Source organism: Corynebacterium sp. P3-F1 (assembly GCF_030503635.1).
In the GTDB taxonomy this organism is placed as follows: domain Bacteria; phylum Actinomycetota; class Actinomycetes; order Mycobacteriales; family Mycobacteriaceae; genus Corynebacterium.
Genome location: NZ_CP129965.1, coordinates 1,165,029 through 1,179,234, shown reverse-complemented (window position 1 = coordinate 1,179,234; position 14,206 = coordinate 1,165,029). Strand labels below are relative to the sequence as shown.

The 14,206-nt window shown below is 64.6% G+C and carries 13 protein-coding genes; 8 read left to right on the top strand and 5 right to left on the bottom strand.

Going from position 1 to position 14,206, the window contains the following annotated elements; translation table 11 throughout:
• Window positions 1–3: 3 nt before the first annotated feature.
• A complete protein-coding gene (locus QYQ98_RS05460) occupies window positions 4–1,392 on the top strand; it encodes an amino acid permease (RefSeq protein WP_302005904.1) in 1,389 nt (462 codons plus the stop codon).
• Here the strand turns inward: QYQ98_RS05460 and QYQ98_RS05455 are convergent.
• Together QYQ98_RS05455 and QYQ98_RS05450 are read right to left on the bottom strand one after the other, a co-directional pair.
• Entirely contained in the window at window positions 1,389–2,795 is a 1,407-nt protein-coding gene (locus tag QYQ98_RS05455; protein ID WP_302005903.1) for an LCP family protein, read from the bottom strand. The two genes, QYQ98_RS05460 and QYQ98_RS05455, sit on opposite strands and share 4 nt — an antisense overlap.
• Window positions 2,796–3,053: 258 nt before the next feature.
• Window positions 3,054–3,764, bottom strand: a complete 711-nt coding sequence (locus QYQ98_RS05450) for a CPBP family intramembrane glutamic endopeptidase (protein WP_302005902.1) — start codon at window positions 3,762–3,764, stop codon at window positions 3,054–3,056.
• Between the two features lie 24 nt (window positions 3,765–3,788).
• Here QYQ98_RS05450 and pheA point away from each other — a divergent pair, with 24 nt between their 5' ends.
• Complete coding sequence (gene pheA / locus QYQ98_RS05445; RefSeq protein WP_302005901.1) at window positions 3,789–4,712, top strand: prephenate dehydratase; 924 nt, start codon at window positions 3,789–3,791, stop codon at window positions 4,710–4,712.
• On the top strand, window positions 4,706–5,335 hold the full coding sequence (locus tag QYQ98_RS05440) for a histidine phosphatase family protein (RefSeq protein WP_302005900.1): 630 nt from the start codon (window positions 4,706–4,708) through the stop codon (window positions 5,333–5,335). The genes pheA and QYQ98_RS05440 overlap by 7 nt, the downstream gene beginning before the upstream one ends.
• A gap of 10 nt (window positions 5,336–5,345) precedes the next feature.
• Here the strand turns inward: QYQ98_RS05440 and QYQ98_RS05435 are convergent, their stop codons facing one another.
• Both QYQ98_RS05435 and QYQ98_RS05430 read right to left on the bottom strand, forming a co-directional pair.
• Entirely contained in the window at window positions 5,346–5,693 is a 348-nt protein-coding gene (locus QYQ98_RS05435) for a metallopeptidase family protein (protein WP_302007690.1), read from the bottom strand.
• Window positions 5,693–6,793: a septum formation family protein gene (locus QYQ98_RS05430; protein ID WP_302005899.1), complete on the bottom strand. Its 1,101-nt coding sequence runs from the start codon at window positions 6,791–6,793 to the stop codon at window positions 5,693–5,695. Before QYQ98_RS05430 ends, QYQ98_RS05435 begins: the two co-directional genes overlap by 1 nt.
• Window positions 6,794–6,853: 60 nt before the next feature.
• Between QYQ98_RS05430 and serS the strand changes: the two genes are divergently transcribed.
• The 5 genes from serS to glpK are packed head-to-tail and all read left to right on the top strand — an operon-like array spanning window position 6,854 to window position 12,090.
• Window positions 6,854–8,116 carry a serine--tRNA ligase gene (gene serS, locus QYQ98_RS05425; RefSeq protein WP_302005898.1) on the top strand — a complete coding sequence of 421 codons (1,263 nt, stop codon included), beginning with the start codon at window positions 6,854–6,856 and terminating at the stop codon, window positions 8,114–8,116.
• 9 nt (window positions 8,117–8,125) lie between these two features.
• Entirely contained in the window at window positions 8,126–8,986 is an 861-nt protein-coding gene (locus tag QYQ98_RS05420; protein ID WP_302005897.1) for a 1-acyl-sn-glycerol-3-phosphate acyltransferase, read from the top strand.
• Window positions 8,986–9,720 (top strand): 1-acyl-sn-glycerol-3-phosphate acyltransferase, encoded by a 735-nt coding sequence (locus QYQ98_RS05415; RefSeq protein ID WP_302005896.1) that lies wholly within the window; start codon window positions 8,986–8,988, stop codon window positions 9,718–9,720. The genes QYQ98_RS05420 and QYQ98_RS05415 overlap by 1 nt, the downstream gene beginning before the upstream one ends.
• Before the next feature lie 5 nt (window positions 9,721–9,725).
• Window positions 9,726–10,547: an HAD family hydrolase gene (locus QYQ98_RS05410; protein ID WP_302005895.1), complete on the top strand. Its 822-nt coding sequence runs from the start codon at window positions 9,726–9,728 to the stop codon at window positions 10,545–10,547.
• A 22-nt stretch (window positions 10,548–10,569) separates the two neighbouring features.
• Window positions 10,570–12,090, top strand: coding sequence for a glycerol kinase GlpK (gene glpK, locus QYQ98_RS05405; RefSeq protein ID WP_302005894.1), 1,521 nt, complete (start codon window positions 10,570–10,572; stop codon window positions 12,088–12,090).
• Here glpK and QYQ98_RS05400 read toward each other — a convergent pair whose 3' ends face one another.
• The gene (locus tag QYQ98_RS05400) at window positions 12,091–14,184 is read right to left on the bottom strand and encodes an N-acetylmuramoyl-L-alanine amidase (protein WP_302005893.1); all 2,094 of its coding nucleotides are present in this window, start codon (window positions 14,182–14,184) and stop codon (window positions 12,091–12,093) included. It lies immediately after the preceding gene.
• Between the last annotated feature and the right edge of the window lie 22 nt (window positions 14,185–14,206).

Sequence of the window (14,206 nt, the reverse complement as noted above, 5' to 3'; positions counted from 1 at the left end):
GTCATGGCATCCGGGACAACTCAGTCTTCCCGCAACGGTTTGAGCACACGCCACCTGAATTTCATCGCGCTCGGTTCCGCGATCGGCACCGGCCTGTTCTACGGGTCCGCCGGCGCGATCCAGGCAGCCGGGCCGTCGGTTTTGTTGGTCTATCTTCTCGGCGGCGCAGTGGTGTACTTCCTGCTCCGGGCTCTCGGCGAGATGTCCGTGCGGCACCCCGTCACCGGTTCTTTCGCGGAATACACCCGCGCCTATCTGGGCGGTGCCGTCGGATACCTCACCGGCTGGATGTTCGCTTTCGAGATGGTCATCGTGGCCTTGGCAGACCTCACCGCCATAGGCATCTACATGGGATTCTGGTTCCCGGATGTCTCTCGGTGGGTGTGGATCGTGGCTGCCCTGCTCATCGTCGGCGCAGCGAACGTGGCCAGCGCCAAGGCCTTCGGCGAGTTGGAGTTCTGGTTCACCGTGGTCAAAGTCGGCGCCGTGATCGCGATGATCATTGCAGGCGCTGCAGTCCTCGTCTTCGGCCTGTCCACCGCGGAGACCACCGGCCCCGCCAGTTTGGTCAACGACGGCGGGTTCTTCCCCAACGGCTTCAGCGGTATGGTTTCGTCCTTCATCCTTGTGCTCTTCGCCTTCGGCGGAACGGAGATCATCGGCGTGGCCGGCAGCGAAGCCACCGACCCGAAGACTGCGGTGCCCAAAGCAGTGAACACCGTTCCGGTTCGCATCCTGCTGTTCTATGTCCTGTCGATCCTGATCATCCTGATGATCAACCCGTGGCGCACCATCACCGGTGAGGAGTCGCCGTTCGTCCAGATTTTCTCCACCCTCGGCGTGAACTGGGCCGCAGGGCTGCTGAACTTCGTGGTCATCACCGCCGCCCTGTCCGCCATTAACGCTGACCTCTTCGGTGCCGGACGCGTGCTCACCGGGCTGGCCAAGCAGAATCTCGCCCCGCGGATCATGGCCCGCACAGTCCGCGACGTGCCGGTGATGACCACGGTGATCCTGCTCATCGTGCTCATCGTGGGCGTGATAGCCAATACTCTCATCCCGGACCGCATCTTCGAGATCATTGCGTCCCTGGCTACCTTCGCCACCATTTTCGTGTGGCTGATGATCCTCCTGGCGCACCTCGCCTCGCGCCGGGCTATGACCCCGGAGGAAGAAGCCGCACTGGACTACAAGACACCCCTGTATCCGTTTGGACAGTACTTTTCCATTTTCTTCATCCTCTTCACCTTCGGGATCATGCTGTGGCTGCCGGAATTCAGGGGCGCATTCTTCGTCGGCCTTGCCTTCAGCGTGATCGTTCTGGCGTTGTATTTCATCACCGGACGCCACAAGCTCCCCGCCGAGCCTGAGGCGCAGGCTTTGCAGCGCTAGCGCAGTCCTGCGAATAATTGCTCGGCAGCGGCATCGTCCCAGACGAGGACGCTTCCCACGTCTGTGTCGATGAAGTTGGCAACCGGGACCGTCTCCGTGTCGGTCCCGCCCCGCAGTGCGAGAGCCATGCGGGCAAGGTGCCACACGTGGTCGCCCTCGCCGACGATGAACATACTGCTCCCACGCAGCACCAACGGGATCAGACGGAACGGATTCAACAGCACAGCCGGGGATAGCGCGCGTTTCATCAGCGCACCAACGAATTCTCGCTGGCGCTGGACACGGTCCAGGTCGCCCATCGCGGTGGCGCGGGTGCGTACGTAACCCAGGGCAGTCGGGCCGTCCATCTTCTGGCAACCGGCCTGTACATTCAGTTGGGCCAGAGGGTCGTCGATAGGCTCGGAGGGGCACAACTGCACCCCGCCGACGGCGTCGGTAATGCCTGCGAGGCCACCCATACCGATCTCGGCGTAGTGGTCGATGCGTAGGTGAGTGGCGTTTTCCACCGTTTCGGCGAGGAGCTTGGGTCCGCCGAAAGCGAATGCGGCGTTGATCTTATCCATTCCGTACCCGGGGATCTCGACGTACGAGTCGCGCGGGATGGATAGCAGCGTCGCCTTCCCGGCGGTGGGAATGTGCATGAGCATGATCGTGTCCGTGCGCCCAGTGCCAATGTCGCCACCGGTACCAAGGCGCTCCGCGTCCTTCTCGCTCAGCCCCTCGCGCGAATCGGAGCCGACGATGAGCCAATTCGTGCCAGCAGTGTTAGGGACCGGGGTGTCCGGAAATGCATCGACACGGGTCAAGCGGGCATCGGTGAACAGTGTTCCTGCGACGACTAAGACTAAAAGGATTGACAAAAGCGTCGGAATGCAGCCCGCACGCGGCCGGCGCAGCTTAGGGCGCCAACCTCTTGGTGCAGGTTGCGCCGCAGGTTGGACTGGTCGGACTCGTCGTTGCGGGGACAGCTCGAGTCGGGGTTCCCAGGGCTCCTCGCGCCGCGGGGGCGTATGCCGCGGGCGCTGGGCATTCTGTACCTGCCGCAGGTTCTGCACTTCCCGCGGGTTTCGGGGACGCTGTGGTTGCTGCCTTCGGCCGGGATCCTGGAATTGCCGCTCCGGTGAGCTTCGCCGGGGCTCGAAAGAGGTTTCGCGAGGCAGGGGCTGCCGTGGCCGCAATGTCTTGCGAATAGGGCCGTCGTCCTGGCGCGAAGCCTGCGGTGCCGATGACCGTGGCGACTGCGACTCGTGCCGGGGCCGTTGGGGCTCGTGCCGGGGCGGCTGGCTCGTGGACCGTTTCCTGATCGGGCGGCCGTACCGGTCGATTAACGGCTTCCCGTCTTTTCCCACGAGAAATTCCCCCGGGTTGTCTCGGGGGTCGTTGGAGTGCGGGGTCGGCGACATGGCATTCATCATAAACGCCATTCCCAGGTGTCACCGCATTAACACATGTAACAAGGCGGGCTGTGGTGCGGGGCGGCCTGGCCGGCCGCGGGGCAGCCGGGCTGAGCCAAACTCGCAGGGCCGGGGCAATGGAGGCTACAGGTTGGCATGAATTGGTTGGCATGAACTGAATGAGGTTGGACCGGGAGCTCACCGCTACTCGGTTCATGCCAACCAATTCATGCCCATCCCGTGATTGGGGGGCGGGACGAGAACCGCTTACAGCCCCAGCCAACTCAGGTCGAGGAAAAGATAGCCGACGTACGCGACGGCGTCGATGAGGAAGTGGGCGAGGATGAGCGGCCAGACCTTGCCGGTGCGGTGGTAGTAGTAGGCGAAGACAATGCCCATCACCACATTGCCTACCCCGGCGGAAAACCCCTGGTAGAGGTGGTAAGTCCCGCGCAGGACAGCTGAGGCCGCGATCGCGCCCCACACCGGTGCGCGCAACTGCTTCAACCGGGTGAGCAGCCACATCACCACGACGGTCTCCTCGGCGAATGCGTTCGCGGCGGACCAGACCAAAAGCAGCGGAACTTTGGCGGCGTCGGTGGCAGGCACGACTTCCTTGGTCAGACCGAGCTGGAGCGAGACCACGTATAGGGCGAGGCCGGGGATGCCGATGAGCGCGGCCAGACCAGCACTCCACGCCCAGTCGCGCCAGCGCGGGCAGGGCAGTCGCTCACCGAGCAGAAACAACGCTAGACCGCCCCATGCCAGCAGAGTCGCGGCCGATGCGAGTTGCAGGGCGATGTCGAGCCAGGAGAGGGAAGAGGCGGCGTCGTTAAGCACGGTGCGCTGCTGGTTGAGGGGGGCGGGGGCAAGGGCGGCGTCAATGAGCTTGAGCGTCGCGCGCACTCCGGACATGCCGAATGTGACGGTGAGGACGAGTGCGACCTCGATGGATAGGCGGCGCCGGTCGGTGGTCATGGGTCAACTGTAGGCTGGGTGACCATGAGCACGACCGTCGCGTATCTGGGCCCTGCCGGGACGTTCACTGAGGAGGCTTTGTGGTTGTTCCGCGACCACATTGCGGGCGAGATCACCCCGCTGCCCGTCGAATCGCCGTCCGCCGCGCTGAACGCCGTGCGGGAAGGACGGGCAGACTATGCCGTGGTGGCGATCGAGAATTCTGTCGACGGTGCTGTGACCAGCACATCCGACGCTCTTGTCGAGGGCGGCGGAGTGATGATCTACCGGGAGGTGGAGCTGCCCATCAGCTTCGCCATTATGACGCGTCCCGGGTTCGCGCTGAGCGACGCAAAGAGCTTTTCAACACATCCTGTCGCCCACCGCCAAGTCCGCCGCTGGCTGGACGACAACCTCCCCGGCGTGGACTTCACAGCGGCGTCCTCGAATGCCGCCGCCGCGAAAGCTGTGGCCGAGGGAGACGCCGATGTGGCGGCAGGTCCGCGCCGGGCCGCGGACCTGTTCGGGCTCGACATCCACGCGGAGGGCATCGCGGACATGAGCGAGGCACGCACCCGATTCGTGCTGGCGGGGCCGGTCGGGGTGCCCACACTACGCACCGGAAACGACCGCACTTCCGTCGTGTTCCAGCTGCCCAACGAGCCGGGCACACTCGTCGGTGCGCTGCAGGAATTCGCGTACCGCGGGGTGGACCTCACCCGCATCGAGTCTCGCCCGACACGGGAAACGGCGAACACGTACAACTTCTACGTCGACCTCGTCGGCCACATTGACGACGTTCCGGTCGCGGAAGCGTTGCGGTCGCTGTGGCTGCGCACCACCACGATCGCGTTTCTCGGGTCGTGGCCGCGGTTCGGGGGCAGCGGCGAGGAGCGTGTCGTCGACCCGGAGCGGTTGGACAGAGCCGAGCAGTGGGTCCGCGCGGCCCGGGAAGGAACACCATGCTGATCTTGTTGCGCCACGGCCAGACCACGTCGAATGTGGATCACAAGCTGGACACGCTTCTGCCCGGCGCTGAGCTGACTGATCTCGGCCGGGAGCAGGCCAAAGCGGCAGGCGAGGAAATCCTGGCCACCTACAACGTCGACCGCGTCATTTCCTCCCGGGCCACCCGCGCGAAGCAGACTGCCCGGATCGGGTTCGGGGAGCGCTTCAACGACATCCCCGCCGTCGACGGTATCCAGGAAGTCCACGCCGGGCGCTGGGAAATGCACAATTCACGCAAGGCGCACGAAGCTTACCTGTGCGCGTTCCGCGGGTTCTACCGTCGCCAGCTTGATTCGCTTATCGACGACGGCGATACCCTCGACCTCTTCCTTTCCCGCTACAAAGGCGGTCTGCTCCCGTACGCGGAGCAGGAGGGCACGACCGTGGCGGTGTCCCACGGTGGCGCGATCCGGGCCTTCGCCGCCAACGCCTGCGAGATCGATGCCGACTTTGCCGAGGCGAGCTACCTGCCGAACTGCCAGTACGTGGTTCTCGACCCGTCCGCGGGCCCGACCGGTGATCCGGTAGAGGATTTCGGCTCCTGGGGCGTGGTCCGCTGGGCGGACTACGAGCTGCCCAGTTAGCTCAGCTGAGCTAACCCCAGCCGAGGTGGTGGAGTTCGTGCTCCTCGAGACCGAAGTAGTGGCCGACTTCGTGGAAGACCGTCACCTTCACCTCGTGCCGCAGCTCCTCTTCATCGGAGCAAAGCGCCTCTAGGGCATCCTTGTAAATGAACACGGCATCAGGCAGAAACCCGGTGTGGTTGGCGTGTTGCTCGGGCAGAGGCACGCCTTCGAACAGCCCAAGGAGATCCGGGTTGTCCTCGTTGCAGGGGCGGGCAAGCACAACCATGTTGGTCATGTTGCGGGCGAAGTCCTCGGGGATCTCGTCGAGAGCGTCGTTGATCATGCCCTCGAAGAGATCGTCGCCGACGGGGGCCATCATGGCTGGGGCGCTGCGGCAGGGGCTGGAGCTGAAGCTGAGGCCGCGTTGCCGGGGTTGGCTGCATTCTCCGCTTCCTGCTGTTTCTTCTGCTCTTCGCGCAGCGGGCGGCGCTCCGGCGGCGCCTCCGGTGTCTGCCCGTCGACTTTCAGTGCGTCGCGGCCGTCTTTCGCGGTGCCGGTGATGGTGGCGAATCTGCCGTCCTTCGGCGCGATCAGGCCGCAGTTGACGGAGCGGCTGCCGCCGTCCCACGCCTGGGGGGAAATGGTGCCCCAGTACACCTGCAGCGTGGACTGGTAGAGGTTCTCCTCGTTGCCGAGATAATTCTCGGCGGCTTTGGCGCACACTTGACCGAGGTGCTTGTCCTGGTCCTCCGGCGAGGGGGTGCGGTCGGCGAAGACGGGTGCGAGGTCGACGACATCGGTCACCTCGATGTGGTGCGGCTCCGAGCAGTCGACGTAGCCCACATTCTTCGCGTCATCGGTCACCTCGCAGGCGCCGGGCTCAGCGACGCGGGCCTGGTCCTGGTCGGCGGCGTGACCGGTGGTGAGGATCGGCGTGCCCTCACTGTCGGTTTCTTGCAGGCCGCACAGCATTGTGCGGTCACCGCGCTCCCATGCTTCGGCTGGCGGCAGGATCGGGGCGATCGAGTACCGCCCGGCCGGGTCGTAGCGGCCATTCAAGTAGCGGATGGATGCCGTCTGGCACAGCTCCTCTCGCAACTGCGCTTGTCGCGTCGGGTTCGGGGCCTCCGCATCCGGCCCGAACTCGGCAGTCGGGTACGTGTTCAGGTCTTCCCGGGAGGAGACCTCGAAACGGTGCTCGTTGTTGCAGTCCGTCTCCGTGAATCCTGTGACCTCTCCGTCTGGGCCCACGTCCCACGTCAAGCAGGTGCCGCGGTCCGCGGCGGTGAACGAGGGGGTGGGTTCCTCGCCCTCGGTCGCCGGCGCAGACGGGCGGGCGGTGTCGGCGCCCGCCGGCCCCTGGTCGGCGTAGCCCGTCGCAAGGGCAAAGGTGCCCACGCCGAGAGCACCCGCCAAGGTAGCCACCAAGACCGTACGCAGACCTGATGTGCTCAGAGAAGATTTCTGTGCAGCCATGGTATCCATCATGCCTTATGTGGGGCGACATGCTCACCCCACGGGGTAGGGTTAGTAGCCGTGATCGATCTGAAGTTTCTGCGTGAAAACCCTGACGTTGCCCGCGCCTCGCAGCAGTCCCGCGGCGAAGACCCGGCGCTGGTGGACCAGCTCCTGGCCGCCGACGAGGAGCGCCGCGCCAGCATCCAGAAGGCGGATGAGTTACGCGGTGAGCAGAAGACCTTCGGCAAGAAGATCGGCCAGGCTGCTCCCGAGGACCGCCCCGCTCTCTTGGAAGGTTCCAATGAACTGAAGGAGAAGGTCAAGGCGGCGGAGGAGGCGCAGAAGGCGGCAGAAGAAGACGTCGAAAAGCTGCAATACCGCATTGCCAACATTGTGGAAGGTGCCCCTGCCGGCGGTGAGGAAGATTTCGTTGTGCTCGAGCACGTGGGCGAGGTCCCGGAATTCGATTTCGAGGTGAAGGACCACCTGGATCTCGGTGAGGCTCTTGGGATCATCGACATGAAGCGCGGCACCAAGGTCGGCGGCGCACGCTTCTACTACCTCGTCGGCGACGGAGCGTGGATGCAGCTGGGCATGCTCATGCTGGCTGCGCAGAAAGCGCGCGAGGCGGGCTTCAAGGTCATGGTGCCGCCGGTGCTTGTGCGCCCTGAGATCATGGCGGGCACCGGCTTTCTCGACGCGCACGACGAGGAGATCTACTACCTCGAACGCGACGACATGTACCTCGTGGGCACCTCCGAGGTGGCGCTGGCCGGCTACCACAAGGACGAGATCATCGATCTCACCGACGGCCCGCTGATGTATGCCGGCTGGTCCTCCTGCTTCCGGCGTGAGGCCGGCTCCTACGGCAAGGACACGAAGGGCATTCTGCGCGTCCACCAGTTCGACAAACTCGAGATGTTCGCTTACTGCAAGCCGGAAGACGCGACGGAGATGCACCAGAAGCTCCTCGGTCTCGAGCGCGAGATGCTCGCCGCAGTTGAGGTGCCGTACCGCATCATCGACGTCGCAGCCGGCGACCTCGGTTCTTCGGCCGCCCGCAAATTCGACACCGAAGCGTGGGTCCCCTCGCAGGACACCTACCGCGAGCTGACGTCCACCTCGAACTGCACGACGTTCCAGGGTCGCCGTCTGGGAACCCGTTACCGCGACGCCGACGGCAAGACACAGATTGCCGCGACGCTCAACGGCACACTGGCCACCACTCGCTGGCTCGTGGCCATCTTGGAGAACAACCAGCGTGCCGACGGCTCCGTGGTCGTCCCCGAAGCGCTGCGCCCGTGGGTGGGCAAAGATATCCTGACGCCGGAGAAAGGGTAGATAAGCACCATGCGCCGCATCCACCGCCTGTTCAACGTCCCGGACGATTTCCAGCGCCCGCAACCGCACCCGGTGGAATCCAAGGAGCGGTTTTACCAGGGCATCATTGGGGGCTTCAAGAAGATCATGCAGGCCCAAGGCCTGCAGTTCTACGTTCACGGAGCGGAGAATGTGCCGACGGACGGCGGCGCTTTATTCGTGATCAACCACACCGGCTACTACGACTTCATCATCGCCGGCATCGGCCCGCATCTGCGCGGCAACCGCTTGGTCAGGTTCATGGCCAAGAAAGAGGTCTTCGACATGAAGGTGGTCGGCTCGCTCATGCGCGGCATGAAGCACGTGCCGGTGGACCGGGCCGCCGGTGCCGCGTCGATCACCGAGGCAGTGAAGTGGTTGCGCAGCGGCGGCTTCGTGGGCATCTTCCCGGAGTCCACCATTTCCCGCTCCTTCGAGCTCGCCGAGTTCAAGACCGGCGCCGCGCGTATCGCCGACGAGGCCGGTGTTCCCATGATCCCGACGGTCATCTGGGGCTCCCAACGCTTGCTCACCAAAGACCTGAAGAAGAACCTCGGCCGGTCGCGCACCCCGATCATCGTCTCCTACGGCGAGCCCGTGACCACCACCGGCGACGCGGAACGCGATACCGAGCAGGTCAAGGCCGTTATGCAGGAACTGCTAGAGCGCAACCGTGTCGAGTACGCGGAGCGCTTCGGGCCGTTCCCGGATGGCCTGGACTGGATGCCGGCATCGCTCGGCGGCTCCGCGCCGACCCTCGAGGAAGCCAACGAGATCCTCGCCCGCAAGCGCGCCGACAAGCAGCGGAAGAAGGAAGAGAAGAAAGCCGGGAAAGCAAAGGACGGTTCCTAATGGCCGCGCCCGACGGGTACCGCGTTGACAGCCACGTTTTCTACATGCCGGTAGACGCCCCCGTCACTCCTGAACAGCCGGGTTGGCGCAGCGAATACATGTACCGCGCCATCAAGGCAACGGTGGTTCCGCTGCTGCGGTTGCAAGACGCGAAGTTCTACGTCCACGGCCTCGAGCACGTGCCCGCCGAAGGACCGGCGATCGTCGCCGGCAACCACATCGGCTACTACGACTTCATCACCGGAGCGTTGCCGGGGCTGCTGCGCGGGCGCCGCCCGACCCGCTACATGGCCAAGAAAGAGCTCTTCGACCACTGGCTCATGGGCCCCGTCTGCCGTGCAGTCGGGCATGTGGAAGTAGACCGTTCGCTCGGTGCCGGCAGCCTCGACGAGGCGGTCAAGCGCTTGAACGAGGGCGAGCTCATCGGCATCTTCCCCGAGGGAACACTGTCGGCCTCGCTCGAGCTCGAGGAGTTCAAGACCGGCGCGACCCGCATCGCCCAGGCTTCCGGTGCCCCGCTGATCCCTACTGCGACTTGGGGGACGCAGCGCTTCTGGGTCAAAAGCGGCAGGAAGGAAATGGGGCGTGCACACCTGCCGGTGGTCACTCACATTGGCCCTCCGGTGGACACAACAGGGTCTACGGGCGAGGTGACAGAGAGGCTGAAAGGGGCCGTGGATAAGCTGCTTGCAGCCGCTCGCTCGCACTACACCGAACTAGAAAACGGGAGGTAGGGGACATGGCGCCGAAACTCATTGTCAGCGATATCGACGGAACGTTGCTGGACAGCAACGGCCGGGTGAGCCCGCGGCTGCGCGACACGCTTGCCCGTGCCGTGCGCACCGGGACGAAGGTCGTGTTGGCGACAGGGCGGCCCCACCGTTGGCTTGCGCCGGTGCTCGACCAACTGCCGTTCACGCCGATGTGCGTGTGCGCGAATGGCGCGGTGGTCTACGATCCGTCCCGCGACGAGGTGCTGCACCGCCACGAGCTCGCCCCGGACACTCTCGCGGACATTGCGCGGGCAGCGACGGATGCGCTCGACGGCCACGGAAATTTCGGTTTCGGCGTGGAGCGCGTCGGGTCCTCCGCGTTCGACCCGGAAGAAGAATGCTTCCTGATCACCCCTGGTTACAGCACCGACCTGTGGGATATCGGCTACGGCGTTGTGGATGTCGATGAGCTCGTCTCCGTGCCCGCCGCCAAGATTCTCGTGCGGCACGAGGGCATGTCGTCCGCCGAGCTTTTCGACGTCGTCGCGCCCGCCGTAGACCCTGAACGCGCCCACGTGACGTATTCGATGGACGATGGGCTGCTCGAATTCAGCGCGCCGGGCATCAATAAGGCGGCCGGCGTGTCCATCATCGCTGCCGACCTGCGCATTGATCCGTCGCAGGTGGTCGCTTTCGGCGACATGCCCAACGACATCGAAATGCTCTCCTGGGCCGGAATGGGAGTGGCCATGGCAGACTCCGCCCCCATCGTGCACGATGCCGCCGATCAAACCACCGCGTCGAACGATGACTTCGGGGTCGCCCGCGTTATCGAGCAATGGTTCTAGTCCGTAGGGTTTAATAACCCCCATGCCGTTCATCGCCGCCATCGACCAAGGCACGACCTCTACCCGCTGCTACATCACCACCGCCGAAGGCGAAGTGGTGGGCACCGCTCAGTTCGAGCACGACCAGATCATGCCGCGCGAAGGCTGGGTCGAGCACGACCCGAAGCAGCTGTGGCGCAACACCCGCCGCGCGCTGTCGGAGGCTCTGGTCGACGCCGACTTGGAGCTCGAGGATGTCGACGCCGTCGGTTTGACCAATCAGCGCGAAACGGCCGTGATCTGGGACAAGAAGACGGGCCGACCGATCTACAACGCGATTGTGTGGCAGGACACCCGCACCGAGGACTTTGGCCCGGAAGGCGCGCCGAAGGACCGCTACATGCGCACGACTGGTCTGTTGGCTAATTCGTATCCGGCCGGACCGAAGTGGGCGTGGATTTTGGACAATGTCGACGGTGCCCGCGAGCGCGCGGAGAGAGGCGAGCTGCTCGCGGGCACAGTGGACACATGGCTGATCTGGAATCTCACCGGCGGCGCGCAAACTGGAAGGAAAAGCGGCGTTTTCGACCTGTTCACCAGCCGCAGCCGTGTGCAGCACGTTACCGACGTGACCAACGCGTCGCGTACGTTGCTCATGAATTTGGAGACTCTCGACTGGGACGAGGACCTGTGCGAGGAGATCGGCGTACCGCGCGCCATCCTGCCGGAGATCCGCCCCAGCTTCGGCTCCTTCGGTGCCATGCGCCGCAAGAAAGGCACCCGCGATGTGCCGATCACAGGTGTCCTCGGCGACCAGCAGGCAGCACTGTTCGGCCAGGGGTGCCTGAGTGAGGGCGACGCGAAAATGACGTACGGGACCGGCTTGTTCATGCTGCTCAACACCGGTGAGGAAGCACAGTTCTCCGAGCACGGCCTGCTTACCACAGTCGCTTACCAGGAGGCAGGCAAGCCGCCCGTGTACGCTCTCGAGGGCTCCGTGGCCGTCGGTGGCTCACTGATCCAGTGGCTGCGAGACCAGCTGGGCATCTTGAAATCGGCCGCGGAGTCGGAGGAACTCGCCTCCCAGGTGGATGATTCCGCCGGTGTTGTCATCGTTCCGGCGTTCTCCGGTCTCTTCGCCCCGCGGTGGCGCCCCGATGCGCGCGGTGTGATCACCGGCATCACACGGTTCACGGACCGCCGCCACATTGCGCGCGCCGCACTCGACGCTACATGCCTGCAGACATCGGAGGTCGTGCGCGCCATGGAGGCGGATGCGGGGATCACCGTCGACAGTCTGCGTGTCGACGGCGGCATGACCGGAAACGACCTGCTCATGCAGATGCAGGCTGATGTCCTCGGTGCGGCGGTGGTCCGCCCTGACAATAAGGAGACCACCGTGATGGGCGCCGCCAGCGCCGCGTGCGTCGGCGCTGGGCTGACAGATAAACCGCTGAGCCTGGGCGGTGAAACGAGCTGGAAAAGCGAAATGGCCGGCCCCGACAGGGACCGGCTCATCGCGCAGTGGGAGGAAGCGGTCTCGCGCTCCCTGGATCTCGCTTAATTACTTATCGACGTTCACATCCAGATTCTCGGTGCTGGCCACGTACATGATCGAGCCGCGCTCGAAATCGATGCGCACGTCCCCGTTATTGGCGGCGTCGTCGCTCTTGACTGGGCGGCCGAGCGGCCCTAGATCCAGGCCCTGCTTGAGCCATGCGTCGGCGATCTTCTCCGGCATCACGATCTGATCGCCCTCGCCGGTGAGTATGGCGATGCCCTTCTCGAAGATCCCGTATTGGTCCCCGCCGACGCCTTGCAGCACGCCTTCGAGCTTGCCCAGCGTCGGCTCGAATGTGGCCCACATTGCCTTGGTGTCCTCATCGCCGACGATGTCGATTGCCTGGCCGACCAACGGGCGCATGTCCTTCAGCGTCATGCCGGGCAGGACTTCGAGGTTAGCGATGTGCGTCACCTGGGACGGCAGCATGTCGTTTGCTGCCGCAGCCATGAGCAGTGCACCGGCCACAGTTCCAGCGGTCGCGGCAATAGTTTCCGGGTCGCCGGAGAGCAGCTTCTCAAAGGAGATCTGGTTCGCGACGTTGGCGACGTTATTGAGCCGCGTCACGGTGCCGTTGTCGTCGCTGACTACACCGCTGTTGCCAGAGGCGGTTGCCTGCGGTGCTGCCGGAGCAGTGTTCTGCGGTTGCGGCGCGGCCGGCTTCCACGCGGAGGTGTTTCCGCCGTTGATTTGGTCGTATTTCGTCTTGGCGTAGCTGCGGATGGTGCCCATCTGCGCGTAGAGGTTATCGCCCGGGCAGTCGTTGTAGTGGAAGTCGCGGTGGGCGTTGATGTTCGGGAACGTCTTGCCCTGGCCAGCCTTAAATTTTGAACCGCCGAAGTTGAAGTCGGCGGCCAGGTAGGAGCTACCGGTCGGGTCGAACTTGGCCACTGCGGCCTTCCAGCCAATCATCTCGCCCATGGCCTTGAGGGCTTCCTGGCTCGGCGCGGCCGTGCTGTAGTCGCCCATCATGGAGATACCGAACGTGTGCGCGTTAAAGCCGCCGACGTGGGCGCCCTGGACAGCCCGGTCCAGACCGCCGGCGCGGCCTTCGTAGATGTTGCCGTATTTGTCCACCAGGGCGTTGTAGCCGATGTCGCCCCAGCCGCGGGTGATGGCGTGGTACTGCCAGATGCCGCGGACCACGCCCGGCGCTTGTGCGGCGGAGTAGTTGTTGGAGCCTGCGGTGTGGTGCACTGTCGCAGCCTTCACCGGCTCGGTGTAGTAAGGCGAGCTGCTGCGGCCGGCACCCCACGACGAACGAGAGACGACGCGCGGCATGCCGTTGGCGTTGGACTGGGCCGGTGCGATCTCGCCGTCCACGGTGCCTTCGCCGCCGTCGATGAAGACGGCCTCAAGGTCCTCGGCCTTGGTGGCTTCGCCAGCCTGCTCAGCCGGGGCCTGCTCCGCCGGGGCTGCAGGCAGTTCTTCGACGTCCGCCACCGGCGCGATGTCACCGAGGTTGGACGGCAGAGCGCGGGGCAGGTCACCCAATGCGGACGGGGCGTTGGGGTCGGGCAGGTTGGGCAGGTCGACGATGTCCGTGCCCGGCAGGTTCTCGTCCGGCACGGCCGGAATGTCTTCCTGGTTTGTCACGTTCTGCGCCAGATCGAGGTTGGTCTCACCGAGGTCGACATTGGCAGTGGAGACCTGGATCTTCTTTGTCGGTTCCACGTAGATCGGCTCGGTGCCTTGTATCTCAGATCTTTCCGGACCAGGTTCGGGCTGCATGTGGTACCACTCCGACCACGTGCCGTCGGCACGCTGGGCGCGGACGTAGGCGGCGATGTCGCGTTCGCCTGTCCATGTGAGGCCGAAGATAGAGAATTCTTCGTCGCGGGTGAATTCCTTGACGGTGCGGGGCTGGTCGCCTTCGCCCTGGGTGGCGATGGCCGCGTCCTCTACGACCACGTTTGCGCCGTCGCCGAAGGAAGCGGACGAGCTGGTGACGTTCACGTCGCCGCCGCTGACGTCCTGGGTTTTGAGGATCTCGTTGCCGCCGAATGCTCCTGCGGCCACGAGCGCGACGGAGGTGACGGCCGCTAGGACCGGTGTCTTCCCGCCAGAAGACGGATTCAGCCGGCGTCGTTGTTTCACGGTGATCGCTCCTGAGTAAATA